Raw genomic sequence first — 12,745 nt, 5'->3', positions numbered from 1 at the left:
CTTTCCTGTCGTGGGGTGGCCTGTCGGAGTGCGGTCAGGCCGAAGTGCGCGGGATGGTGTCGTCCTTGCGCAGGGTGAAGATCTCGTAGCCAGTGGCAGTCACCACCAAAGTGTGTTCCCACTGGGCCGAGAGCTTGCGGTCCTTGGTGATGGCGGTCCAGCCGTCGCCCAGCACCTTGGTGTCGGCCTTGCCTTGGTTGATCATCGGCTCGATGGTGAAGGTCATGCCTTCCTTCAGCTCCATGCCCGTGCCCGCGCGGCCGTAGTGGAGGATCTGCGGCTCTTCATGGAACACCTTGCCGATGCCATGACCGCAGAACTCGCGCACTACCGAGAAACCGTTCTTTTCCGCGTGCTTCTGGATCACTTCACCGATGTCGCCCAGGCGGCAGCCCGGCTTGACCAGCTCGATGGCCTTGTACATGCATTCCTGGGTGACCTTGGACAGGCGCTCGGCCCAGACCGGCACGTTACCGACGTGGAACATGCGGCTGGTGTCGCCGTGGTAGCCGTCCTTGATCACGGTGACGTCGATATTGAGCGTGTCACCGTCCTTGAGCGGCTTGTCGTTGGGGATGCCGTGGCAGACCACATGGTTGATCGAGGTGCAGATCGACTTCGGGTAGCCCTTGTAGTTGAGCGGGGCCGGGATGGCCTGCTGAACGTTGACGATATAATCGTGGCACAGGCGGTCGAGCTCTTCGGTGGTGACACCGGGCTTGACGTGTTCTTCGATCATTTCCAGCACTTCGGCGGCCAGGCGGCCAGCGATGCGCATCTTCTCGATGTCTTCTGCGGTCTTGATGGTGACGGTCATTACAGGCTCTCTACGGCGCCGTGCACGGCGCGAACAAACGGGAAAGGCCGGATTCTAGCAGAGCAGGGCGCCGATCGGTCGGGATAAAGGCGGCCATGCTGTTGTCTATAGCTGGCATTCTGGCGCGAAAGCCGAGGTGCTGCAAAAAGTGCTGACAGACGCAACAGTATCCGGGTTCCGTTCGCTCGCGGTCTGTGGTATAAAATGCGCCGCTTTCGGGGACGACCCCGTCAGCACTTAACCCACACACGTGTCGACACGATGACCTGGGTGCCCCGAGTTGCAGAATTCGCGGGTTGGTCATTGGGATACGTGGAGGCCCAACCCGACTTATCAAGGAACTATCATGTCCCAAGTCAACATGCGCGATATGCTGAAGGCCGGTGTGCACTTCGGCCACCAGACCCGTTACTGGAACCCGAAAATGGGCAAGTACATTTTCGGCGCGCGTAACAAGATCCACATCGTCAACCTGGAAAAAACCCTGCCAATGTTCAACGACGCTCTGTCGTTCGTAGAGCGCCTGGCCCAGGGCAAGAACAAGATCCTGTTCGTCGGCACCAAGCGTTCCGCCGGCAAGATCGTCGCCGAGCAAGCAGCTCGTTGCGGTTCGCCGTACGTTGACCACCGTTGGTTGGGCGGCATGCTGACCAACTACAAGACCATCCGCGCTTCGATCAAGCGTCTGCGCGACCTGGAAACCCAGGCCGAAGACGGCACTTTCGCCAAGCTGACCAAGAAAGAAGCCCTGATGCGCTCCCGCGACCTGGAAAAACTGGATCGCAGCCTGGGCGGCATCAAGGACATGGGCGGTCTGCCAGACGCTCTGTTCGTTATCGACGTTGATCACGAGCGCATCGCGATCACCGAAGCCAACAAGCTGGGTATCCCGGTTATCGGCGTTGTCGATACCAACAGCAGCCCGGAAGGTGTTGACTACATCATCCCAGGTAACGATGACGCCATTCGCGCTATCGAGCTGTACATGACTTCGATGGCTGACGCAGTCATCCGCGGCCGCAACAACGTTGCCGGCGGCACCGAAGTTTACGCTGAAGAAGCGGCTGCACCTGCTGCTGAGTAATAGGCGCTAGCGTCTACTTGGCACGCAAAAAGGGGGCTTTGCCCCCTTTTTGCCACCTTGAAATCCTGCTGTCAGCATCGGCCCCGCATCATGGGCCTGCTGAAATGAAAACAGCGGATTTGCAGAATTGAACGCCCGTGATTGACGGGTGGAATGGTTGAAAAACTTTCCAAGAGGATTTTGAAATGGCAGCAATTACTGCAGCGCTGGTAAAAGAACTGCGCGAGCGTACCGGCGAAGGCATGATGGATTGCAAAAAGGCCCTGGAAAAGGCCGGCGGCGACATCGAGAAAGCCATTGACGACATGCGTGCCTCGGGCGCCATCAAGGCCGCCAAAAAGGCTGGCAACGTCGCTGCTGAAGGCGCTATCGCCGTCAAGACCGACGGTACATCCGCCGTCCTGCTGGAAGTGAACTCGCAGACCGACTTCCTGGCCCTGCAAGACGACTTCAAGAACTTCGTGGCCGAAAGCCTCGAAGAAGCCTTCGCCCAGAAGCTGACCGACGCCGCTCCGCTGATCGCCTCGCGTGAAGCTGCTCGTGAAGCCCTGGTTGCCAAGTGCGGCGAGAACGTCAACATCCGTCGCCTGGTGCGCGTTGAGGGTGACGTTGTCGGTGCCTACCTGCACGGCAACAAGATCGGCGCTGTCGTCGTTCTGAAAGGCGGTGACGTGGAGCTGGCGAAGAACATCGCCATGCACGTTGCAGCTTCGAACCCTGAGTTCCTGGATTCGTCGGAAATCTCCGCCGAGGCCATCGAGCGCGAGAAGAATGTCTTCCTGCAGCTGAACGCCGACAAGATCGCCGGCAAGCCGGAAAACATCGTTGAGAACATGATCAACGGTCGTATCACCAAGTTCAAAGCCGAAGCCTCGCTGAAAGAGCAAGCCTTCGTCATGAACCCGGAAGTCAAGGTTGGCGAGCTGGCCAAGAAAGCCGGTGCTGAAATCGTTTCCTTCACCTACTTCAAAGTAGGCGAAGGCATCGAGAAGCCAGTCGACGACTTCGCTGCTGAAGTTGCCGCTCAGGTAGCTGCTGCCAAGCAGTAAGACAGCCCCGTCTGTCGCCCCAAAGAGGCTGCCCGCTCACGCGCGCAGCCTCTTTGTCAAAACGGAGAGGGGTTTATACGACTCCCTCTTCGCTGGCACCGAAGCGGTGCCACGCTACAGTTAGCAGGCTGCAAACAGCCCGCACGAATTTTCTAAAAGTACGCCGCAGGAGAGACTCGCAATGGCTCAGCAGGTGAGTGGTCGCCAACCTCGCTATAAACGCATTTTGCTCAAACTTAGCGGCGAGGCCCTGATGGGCTCGGAAGACTTCGGGATCGACCCGAAAGTGCTGGATCGCATGGCGCTTGAAGTTGGCCAGTTGGTAGGGATCGGCGTCCAGGTCGGCCTGGTGATCGGTGGTGGCAACCTGTTCCGCGGCGCCGCGCTCAGCGCAGCCGGCATGGACCGCGTCACGGGTGACCACATGGGGATGCTGGCTACCGTGATGAACGGCCTGGCCATGCGCGATGCGCTGGAGCGCTCGAACATCCCGGCCCTGGTCATGTCGGCCATTTCCATGGTGGGTGTCACCGATCATTACGATCGCCGCAAAGCTATTCGTCACCTCAACTCCGGGGATGTGGTAATTTTCTCCGCCGGTACCGGCAACCCGTTCTTCACCACCGACTCCGCGGCCTGCCTGCGCGCCATCGAAATCGATGCTGACGTGGTGCTGAAGGCGACCAAGGTCGATGGCGTGTACACTGCCGATCCATTCAAGGACCCGCATGCCGAGAAATTCGATCACCTGACCTACGATGAGGTTCTGGATCGCAAGCTGGGTGTGATGGACCTGACCGCAATCTGCCTGTGCCGTGACCACAAGATGCCATTGCGGGTATTCAACATGAACAAGCCTGGCGCCCTGCTGAACATCGTGGTGGGTGGCGCTGAAGGCACACTGATCGAGGAAGGCCAAGCATGATCAACGACATCAAGAAAGACGCGCAGGAGCGCATGGGCAAGTCCATCGAAGCCCTGTCCCGCAACCTGGCTGCAATCCGCACCGGTCGCGCTCACCCAAGCATCCTGGACAGCGTCAAGGTTACCGCCTGGGGCAGCGAAATGCCGTTGAACCAGGTCGCCGCGATCACCGTCGAAGATGCCCGCACCCTGAAGATCGTCGCTCACGACAAGAACCTCAGCGCTGCCATCGAAAAGGCCATCCTCACCTCCGATCTGGGCCTTAACCCGTCCAGCGCCGGTACCACCATCCGTGTCCCGATGCCGGCCCTGACCGAGGAAACCCGCAAGGGCTACACCAAGCAGGCCAGCGGTGTTGCCGAGGATGCCAAGGTAGCCGTGCGCAACGTGCGCCGCGACGCCCTGGCTGACCTGAAAAAGCTGACCAAGGACAAGGAAATCAGCGAAGACGAAGAGCGTCGCGCCGCGGACGAGATCCAGAAGCTGACTGACAAGTTCGTCGCCGAAGTCGATGCTGCCTTCAAAGCCAAGGAAAAGGACCTGATGGCCGTCTAAGGCCGGGGTTTTTTAATGGAAAAGACCAAGCCAGCGGCGCCGTCCTCGGTGCCGCGTCATGTCGCGATCATCATGGATGGCAACAACCGCTGGGCGAAAAAGCGCCTGCTGCCCGGCGTGGCCGGGCACAAGGCGGGTGTGGACGCCGTTCGCGCGGTCATCGAAGTCTGTGCCAAGTCCGGGGTCGAGGTACTGACCCTGTTCGCCTTCTCCAGCGAGAACTGGCAGCGCCCTGCCGAAGAGGTCGGTGCGTTGATGGAGCTGTTCTTCTCGGCGCTGCGCCGTGAGGCCAAGCGCCTTGACGAGAACAATATCAGCCTGCGCATCATCGGCGACCGTTCGCGTTTCCATCCTGAGCTGCAGGCCGCCATGCGCGAGGCCGAGGCAGTGACCGCTGGCAACAACCGCTTCATTCTGCAGATAGCAGCCAACTACGGTGGTCAGTGGGACATCGCCCAGGCTGCCCAGCGGCTGGCGCGGGAAGTGCAAGCCGGGCACCTGCGCCCGGAAGACATCACCCCGGGTCTGCTGCAGACCTGTCTGGCAACCGGCGACCTGCCGTTACCGGACCTGTGCATTCGCACCGGTGGCGAGCACCGCATCAGCAATTTCCTGTTGTGGCAGCTGGCCTATGCCGAGTTGTATTTCTCCGACCTCTACTGGCCGGACTTCAAACACGAGGCCATGCGCAATGCCCTGGCCGATTTCGCTTCGCGCCAGCGCCGCTTCGGTAAGACCAGCGAGCAGGTCGAGGCTGGAGCTCGTGCTTAATGCTTAAACAACGCATCATTACTGCGCTGATCCTGCTGCCGGTCGCGCTGGGTGGTTTCTTCCTGCTCAATGGCGGGGATTTCGCCCTGTTCATCGGCTTCGTAGTGACCCTCGGTGCCTGGGAGTGGGCGCGCCTGGCCGGGCTGATGGCCCAGCCGCTGCGCATTGCCTATGCAGCGGTGGTCGCGGGGGCGCTGATGCTGCTGTACATCCTTCCGGAACTGGCGCCCTGGGTACTGGGCGCTGCGGTGATCTGGTGGGGGCTGGCCACCTGGCTGGTGCTTACCTACCCGCGCAGCAGCGACCTGTGGGCCAGTGCTGCCTGTCGGTTGCTGATCGGCCTGCTGGTGTTGCTGCCGGCCTGGCAAGGGTTGGTGCTGCTCAAGCACTGGCCCCTGGGCAACTGGCTGATCCTGTCCGTCATGGTGCTGGTGTGGGCCGCCGACATCGGTGCGTACTTCTCTGGCCGGGCATTCGGCAAGCGCAAGCTGGCTCCGCAGGTCAGTCCGGGCAAGAGCTGGGAAGGCGTGTACGGTGGCCTGGCGGTCAGCCTGTTGATTACCCTGGGTGTCGGCATCAGCCGCGACTGGGGCTTTGGTCAGATCCTGCTGGGCCTGTTGGGCGCTGCGTTGCTGGTGATGTCCTCGGTGGTCGGTGACCTGACCGAGAGCATGTTCAAGCGTCGCTCCGGTATCAAGGACAGCAGCAATCTGTTGCCCGGGCATGGGGGTGTGCTCGATCGCATTGACAGCCTGACTGCGGCAATCCCGATCTTCGCCGTCCTGTTGTGGGCTGCCGAATGGGGTGTGATGTGAGTCGCCCGCAGCGTATTACCGTACTCGGGGCCACCGGCTCCATTGGCCTGAGCACGCTGGATGTGATTGCGCGTCATCCTGACCGTTATCAAGCGTTTGCCCTCACTGGCTATTCGCGCATCGACGAGCTGTTGGCCTTATGTGTGCGTCATCGCCCGGCATTCGCTGTGGTGCCGAGCACTGAGGCGGCGGTGAGGTTGCGTGCGGGTCTGGCTGCGGCCGGCTGCACCACCGAGGTGCTGGAAGGTGAGGCCGGGCTTTGTCAGGTGGCGTCGGCCGCTGAAGTGGATGCAGTGATGGCAGCCATTGTCGGTGCTGCCGGCCTGCGGCCCACGCTGGCAGCGGTCGAGGCCGGCAAGAAGGTGTTGCTGGCCAACAAGGAAGCACTGGTGATGTCGGGCGCACTGTTCATGGAGGCGGTGCGGCAAAAAGGGGCCGTGCTGCTGCCGATCGACAGCGAACACAACGCTATCTTCCAGTGCATGCCAGGCGACTACACCCGTGGTCTGAGTGCCGTCGGTGTGCGCCGGATCCTGCTTACCGCGTCCGGCGGGCCGTTCCGCGAAACGCCGGTCGAGGCGCTGCTGGACGTGACCCCGGAGCAAGCCTGTGCGCACCCTAACTGGTCCATGGGGCGCAAGATTTCCGTGGATTCGGCCAGCATGATGAACAAAGGCCTCGAGTTGATCGAAGCCTGCTGGTTGTTCGATGCCGTGCCATCCAAGGTTGAGGTAGTGGTGCACCCGCAGAGCGTAATCCACTCGCTGGTCGACTACGTGGACGGTTCGGTACTCGCGCAGTTGGGCAACCCGGACATGCGTACGCCGATCGCCAGCGCGTTGGCCTGGCCGGAACGGATCGATTCCGGGGTTGCCCCTCTGGACCTGTTCGCCATCGCCCGTCTGGATTTCCAGGCGCCCGACGAACAACGCTTCCCTTGCCTGCGCCTTGCGCGGCAGGCTGCCGAGGCCGGCAACAGCGCGCCTGCCGTGCTCAATGCGGCCAACGAAGTCGCGGTCCAGGCATTTCTTGAACGGCGCATCCGCTTCCCGGAGATCGCGGGTATGATCGAACAGGTACTCGACCAGGAACCCGTCGTACCGCTGCCGTCGCTGGATGCGGTATTTGCCGCCGATCAGCGTGCCCGGGAGCTTTCCCGTGAGTGGCTGAGGCGTCACGGCCGCTGATGCAGGCCCGCCAAGGTTCGTGAGGGGGCTGGGCAGGATGCCGGCCCGCTGAACATCATTCGGAGATGGACATGACAGCGCTCTACATGATTATCGGCACCCTCGTGGCGTTGGGTGTGCTGGTCACTTTCCACGAATTCGGTCACTTCTGGGTGGCGCGCCGCTGCGGCGTCAAGGTGCTGCGTTTCTCGGTGGGTTTCGGCACGCCGCTGCTGCGGTGGCATGACCGCCACGGCACCGAGTTCGTTGTTGCGGCCATTCCTCTGGGTGGCTACGTCAAGATGCTCGACGAGCGCGAAGGCGATGTGCCGCCGGCGCTGGCCGGGCAGTCGTTCAACCGCAAGTCGGTGCGCCAGCGTATTGCGATTGTCGCGGCAGGCCCGATCGCCAATTTTCTGCTGGCTATCCTGTTTTTCTGGGTGCTGGCGATGCTGGGTGCCCAGCAAGTCCGCCCGGTTATCGGCGCGGTCGACAGTGGCAGCCTGGCAGCATCTGCAGGGCTGACCGCAGGTCAGGAAATCGTTTCTGTAGATGGCAAGCCGACCAACGGTTGGTCGGCGGTCAATTTGCAGCTGGTTCGTCGTCTGGGCGAGAGCGGTACCTTGCAGATTGGTGTGCGCGATGAGGGCGCCAGCGCCGAGCGTCAGCTGCAGGTCAAGCTGGACAATTGGCTCAAGGGCGCCGACGAGCCGGACCCGATTCAATCCCTGGGGCTGCGCCCTTGGCGACCGGCGATCACACCTGTGCTGGCCGAGATCGATCCGAAGGGGCCGGCTGCCGCTGCGGGCCTGAAAACCGGTGACAAGCTGCTGGCTCTGGACGATGTGGCAGTGACTGAATGGCAGCAGGTTGTCGACCGCGTGCGCGCCCGCCCGGATGCCAAGGTCGTGGTGCGAGTGGAGCGCGATGGCGCTGCCCTGGAGCTGCCGGTGACCTTGGCCCGCAAGGGGGAGGGCAAGGCCGTCGGTGGCTATCTTGGCGCTGGCGTCAAAGGTGGCGAATGGCCTGCCAACATGCTCCGCGAAATCAGCTACGGCCCGCTGGATGCGGTGGGTGAGAGCTTGTCGCGTACCTGGAACATGAGCGTCCTGACCCTTGAATCGCTGAAGAAAATGCTGTTCGGGGAGCTCTCGGTAAAAAACTTGAGTGGACCGATAACCATTGCTAAAGTGGCGGGCGCTTCAGCCCAGTCCGGCGTGGGGGATTTCCTGAATTTCCTGGCCTACCTGAGCATAAGCCTGGGGGTTCTTAACCTGCTGCCCATTCCAGTACTGGACGGGGGGCATTTGCTGTTTTACCTGGTCGAGTGGGCGCGCGGTCGTCCGCTGTCGGATCGGGTGCAAGGTTGGGGGGTTCAGATCGGTATCAGTTTGGTCATAGGGGTGATGTTGCTCGCCCTGATCAACGATCTGGGTCGACTATAAAGCTTCGCTCAATTGCGAACCTGCCGTTCTGTGACGGCAGGTTGTTTATTGCCAGTTGGAATAAAAGGACTTCATGAAACGTCTGCTGCTAACTGCGGTCATGTCCGCACTGATGATCGCTGAAGTTCACGCCGAGTCCTTCACCATCTCCGATATTCGCGTCAACGGCCTGCAGCGGGTTTCCGCTGGCAGTGTGTTCGGTGCCTTGCCGCTGAACGTTGGCGACCAGGCCGACGACCGCCGCCTGGTGGACTCGACTCGTTCCTTGTTCAAGACCGGGTTCTTCCAGGACATCCAGTTGAGCCGCGATGGCAATGTGCTCATCATCAACGTGGTCGAGCGCCCGTCGGTGTCGAGCATCGAGATTGAAGGCAACAAGGCGATCAGCACCGAAGACCTGATGAAGGGCCTGAAACAATCGGGCCTGGCCGAAGGCGAGATCTTCCAGCGTGCCACCCTCGAAGGTGTGCGTAACGAGCTGCAGCGCCAGTACGTGGCCCAGGGGCGCTACTCGGCCGAGGTCGACGCCGAAGTGGTGCCGCAGCCGCGCAACCGTGTGGCGCTGAAGATCAAGATCAACGAAGGCACCGTCGCCGCCATCCAGCACATCAACATCGTGGGCAACAACGTATTCGATGATGAGACCCTGGGGCAGCTGTTCGAGCTGAAGACCACCAACTGGCTGTCGTTCTTCAAGAACGACGACAAGTACGCCCGTGAAAAACTCTCCGGTGACCTGGAGCGCCTGCGTTCCTACTACCTGGACCGCGGCTACATCAACATGGACATCGCCTCCACCCAGGTGTCCATCACGCCGGACAAGAAGCACGTCTACATCACCGTCAACATCAACGAAGGCGAGAAATACACCGTTCGCGACGTGAAGCTGTCCGGTGACCTCAAGGTGCCGGAAGACCAGGTCAAGTCGTTGCTGCTGGTGCAGCCGGGCCAGGTGTTCTCGCGCAAGGTGATGACCACCACGTCCGAGCTGATCACCCGCCGCCTCGGTAACGAAGGCTACACCTTCGCCAACGTCAACGGCGTGCCGCAACCAAACGACCAGGACCACACCGTCGACATCATGTTCGTGGTCGACCCGGGCAAGCGTGCCTACGTCAACCGCATCAACTACCGCGGCAACACCAAGACCGAAGACGAAGTGCTGCGTCGCGAAATGCGCCAGATGGAAGGCGGCTGGGCGTCGACCTACCTGATCGACCAGTCCAAGACCCGTCTTGAGCGCCTGGGCTTCTTCAAGGAAGTCAACGTCGAGACCCCGCAGGTGCCTGGCACCGACGACCAGGTCGACGTCAACTACAGCGTCGAAGAGCAGGCCTCCGGCTCGATCACCGCCAGCGTCGGTTTCGCCCAGAGCGCCGGCCTGATCCTGGGGGGGTCGATCAGCCAGAGCAACTTCCTCGGTACCGGTAACAAGGTGTCCATCGGCCTGACCCGTTCGGAATACCAGACCCGTTACAATTTCGGCTTCGTTGATCCCTACTTCACTGCCGATGGCGTCAGCCTGGGCTACAACGCCTTCTACCGCAGCACCGATTACGACGACCTCGACGTCGACGTTGCCAGCTATGCGGTGGACAGCTACGGTGCCGGCGTCAGCCTGGGCTACCCGATCAGCGAAACCTCGCGCCTGACCTACGGCCTGAGCGTGCAGCAGGACAAGATCAAGACCGGCAAGTACACCGTTGACGAGATCTTCGACTTCCTCGAGCAGGAAGGTGACAACTTCCTGAACTTCAAGGCCTCGATCGGCTGGTCCGAGTCGACCCTGAACAAAGGCGTACTGGCCACCCGTGGTCACTCGCAAAGCCTGACCCTGGAGTCCACCGTTCCGGGCAGCGACCTGTCGTTCTTCAAGCTTGACTACCGTGGCCAGCTGTTCAAGCCGATCACCAGCGACTACACCCTGCGCCTGCATACCGAGCTGGGCTATGGTGATGGGTACGGCAGCACCTCCGGCCTGCCGTTCTACGAGAACTATTTCGCGGGTGGTTTCAACTCCGTCCGTGGCTTCAAGGACAGCAGCCTGGGCCCGCGCAGTACCCCGAGCATCGGCGAGGCCGCAGGTGGCAAGCCAGGCACCATCGCCGACCCGGATCAGGATCCGTTGCCGTTTGGTGGTAACGTGCTGGTGCAAGGCGGTGCCGAGCTGCTGTTCCCGCTGCCGTTCGTCAAGGACCAGCGTTCACTGCGCACTTCCGTGTTCTGGGACGTGGGTAACGTGTTCGACACCAATTGCGGCAACAAACCTGATTGCGAGAAGGTCGGGTTCTCGGGCATGGCCAGTTCGGTCGGCCTGGGCGTGACCTGGATTACCGCACTGGGCCCGCTGAGCTTCAGCCTGGCAATGCCGGTCAAGAAGCCGGACGATGCCGATACCCAGGTGTTCCAATTCTCTCTGGGCCAGACCTTCTAAGGTCGGCCCTTGCTTAATGACAACGGTTTATCCAGGAGTGCATCGTGCGTAAATTGGCTCAATTGGCCGTAGTGGCCGCGGCGCTGGTCGCCACCCCGGCTTTCGCCGAAATGAAGGTTGCCGTCCTGAACTACCAGATGGCCCTGCTCGAGTCGGATGCCGCCAAGAAGTATGCGGTTGATGCCGAGAAGAAATTCGGTCCGCAACTGACCAAGCTGAAAAGCCTGGAAAGCAGTGCCAAGGGCATCCAGGACCGCCTGATCAAGGGCGGCGACAAGATGCAGCAGCAGGAGCGTGAGCGCCTGGAGCTCGAGTTCAAGCAAAAGGCCCGCGATTTCCAGTTCCAGTCCAAGGAACTGAACGAAGCCAAGGCCGTTGCTGATCGCGACATGCTCAAGCAACTGAAGCCGAAGCTGGATGGTGCTGTCGAGGAAGTGATCAAGAAGGGCGGCTACGACCTGGTCCTCGAGCGTGGTGCGGTCATCGATGTCAAACCTCAGTACGACATCACCCGCCAAGTCATCGAGCGCATGAACCAAGCCCGTTGATATGAGTGTGACCATGACGCTAGGCCAGCTGGCCGAGGTACTCGGAGCTACCCTCAAGGGGCCCGAGGCGCTGCAGATTACCGGGTTGGCCACCTTGCAAGAGGCTGGCCCGACGCAGTTGAGCTTCCTCGCCAACCCGCAGTACCGCAAGTACCTGGACAACAGCCAGGCCGGCGCGGTGCTGCTCAAGGCTGCGGATGCCGAAGGCTTTGCCGGCAATACCCTGGTCGTGGCGGACCCGTACCTGGCTTACGCGCGGATTTCCCACCTGTTCGATCCCAAACCCAAGGCTGAGGCGGGAATACATCCCAGCGCCGTGGTGGCGGAAGATGCCCAGGTGGACGCCAGCGCCAGCATCGGGCCGTTCGCGGTCATCGAAAGTGGTGCGCGCATCGGCGCCAACGTCAGCATCGGCGCACACTGCTTCATCGGTGCCCGCTGTGTGGTCGGTGAAGGTGGTTGGCTGGCACCGCGGGTCACGCTGTATCACGACGTGACCATCGGTAAGCGTGTGGTCATCCAGTCGGGTGCCGTGATCGGCGGCGAGGGCTTCGGCTTTGCCAACGAGAAGGGCATCTGGCGCAAGATTGCGCAGATCGGCGGCGTCACCATTGGTGATGACGTGGAGATCGGTGTCAATACGGCTGTCGACCGTGGCGCGCTGTCCGATACCCGGATCGGCGACGGGGTCAAGCTGGATAACCAGATCCAGATCGCTCACAACGTGCAGATCGGTGATCACACTGCCATGGCCGCTTGCGTCGGAATCTCCGGCAGCACGCGCATCGGCAAGCACTGCATGCTGGCCGGTGGTGTGGGGCTGGTTGGGCACATCGATATTTGCGATAACGTTTTCGTTTCCGGAATGACCATGGTTACCCGTTCGATCACTGAACCGGGTTCCTATTCTTCCGGCACTGCCATGCAGCCGCTGGCTGACTGGCGCAAGAGCGCCGCGCGTATCCGCCACCTGGACGACATGGCCAAGCGTCTCCAGCAGCTGGAAAAACGCGTCGATACCGTGACCTCAGGTGGCCTGCCGACATCAGAAGGCTGATACCATTCCCTGAGCAAGAGTGAACAGTCGCTAGCTGGCTCCTCTTTGGATTGCAAAAGGAGCGTGTGGTCAGCACCTGC

General features: G+C 61.2%; 12 protein-coding genes. 11 read left to right on the top strand and 1 reads right to left on the bottom strand.

Features of this window, described 5'->3' with window-relative positions; translation table 11 throughout:
- Window positions 1-34: 34 nt before the first annotated feature.
- On the bottom strand, window positions 35-817 hold the full coding sequence (gene map, locus REH59_RS22570; RefSeq protein ID WP_003252286.1) for a type I methionyl aminopeptidase: 783 nt from the start codon (window positions 815-817) through the stop codon (window positions 35-37).
- Window positions 818-1,163: 346 nt separating this feature from the next.
- On the opposite strand from map, the gene rpsB reads away from it, so the two are divergent.
- The 11 genes from rpsB (at window position 1,164) to lpxD (ending at window position 12,665) form a co-directional block, all read left to right on the top strand.
- Window positions 1,164-1,901: a 30S ribosomal protein S2 gene (gene rpsB, locus REH59_RS22565; RefSeq protein ID WP_003252287.1), complete on the top strand. Its 738-nt coding sequence runs from the start codon at window positions 1,164-1,166 to the stop codon at window positions 1,899-1,901.
- A 185-nt stretch (window positions 1,902-2,086) separates the two neighbouring features.
- Complete coding sequence (gene tsf, locus REH59_RS22560; protein WP_003252290.1) at window positions 2,087-2,950, top strand: translation elongation factor Ts; 864 nt, start codon at window positions 2,087-2,089, stop codon at window positions 2,948-2,950.
- Window positions 2,951-3,131: 181 nt separating this feature from the next.
- Window positions 3,132-3,875 (top strand): UMP kinase, encoded by a 744-nt coding sequence (gene pyrH / locus REH59_RS22555; RefSeq protein WP_003252294.1) that lies wholly within the window; start codon window positions 3,132-3,134, stop codon window positions 3,873-3,875.
- A complete protein-coding gene (gene frr, locus REH59_RS22550; RefSeq protein WP_003252296.1) occupies window positions 3,872-4,429 on the top strand; it encodes a ribosome recycling factor in 558 nt (185 codons plus the stop codon). The genes pyrH and frr overlap by 4 nt, the downstream gene beginning before the upstream one ends.
- 15 nt (window positions 4,430-4,444) lie before the next feature.
- Window positions 4,445-5,200, top strand: coding sequence for a polyprenyl diphosphate synthase (uppS, locus tag REH59_RS22545; protein WP_010952675.1), 756 nt, complete (start codon window positions 4,445-4,447; stop codon window positions 5,198-5,200).
- A complete protein-coding gene (locus tag REH59_RS22540) occupies window positions 5,200-6,015 on the top strand; it encodes a phosphatidate cytidylyltransferase (protein WP_003252301.1) in 816 nt (271 codons plus the stop codon). The genes uppS and REH59_RS22540 overlap by 1 nt, the downstream gene beginning before the upstream one ends.
- Window positions 6,012-7,202 carry a 1-deoxy-D-xylulose-5-phosphate reductoisomerase gene (ispC, locus tag REH59_RS22535; RefSeq protein WP_014860401.1) on the top strand — a complete coding sequence of 397 codons (1,191 nt, stop codon included), beginning with the start codon at window positions 6,012-6,014 and terminating at the stop codon, window positions 7,200-7,202. Before REH59_RS22540 ends, ispC begins: the two co-directional genes overlap by 4 nt.
- Before the next feature lie 71 nt (window positions 7,203-7,273).
- Entirely contained in the window at window positions 7,274-8,626 is a 1,353-nt protein-coding gene (rseP, locus tag REH59_RS22530; protein ID WP_108079131.1) for an RIP metalloprotease RseP, read from the top strand.
- 73 nt (window positions 8,627-8,699) lie between these two features.
- Window positions 8,700-11,060: an outer membrane protein assembly factor BamA gene (bamA, locus tag REH59_RS22525; RefSeq protein WP_003252308.1), complete on the top strand. Its 2,361-nt coding sequence runs from the start codon at window positions 8,700-8,702 to the stop codon at window positions 11,058-11,060.
- A gap of 44 nt (window positions 11,061-11,104) precedes the next feature.
- Window positions 11,105-11,608 (top strand): OmpH family outer membrane protein, encoded by a 504-nt coding sequence (locus REH59_RS22520; RefSeq protein WP_003252311.1) that lies wholly within the window; start codon window positions 11,105-11,107, stop codon window positions 11,606-11,608.
- A 1-nt stretch (window position 11,609) separates the two neighbouring features.
- Window positions 11,610-12,665 (top strand): UDP-3-O-(3-hydroxymyristoyl)glucosamine N-acyltransferase, encoded by a 1,056-nt coding sequence (gene lpxD, locus REH59_RS22515; protein WP_128573847.1) that lies wholly within the window; start codon window positions 11,610-11,612, stop codon window positions 12,663-12,665.
- Window positions 12,666-12,745: the final 80 nt, after the last annotated feature.

The sequence above is a fragment of the Pseudomonas sp. BO3-4 genome, from assembly GCF_034044115.1.
GTDB lineage: Bacteria > Pseudomonadota > Gammaproteobacteria > Pseudomonadales > Pseudomonadaceae > Aquipseudomonas > Aquipseudomonas alloputida.
Note: the sequence above shows the minus strand (reverse complement) of the source record. Positions and strands in the feature narration are given on the sequence as shown.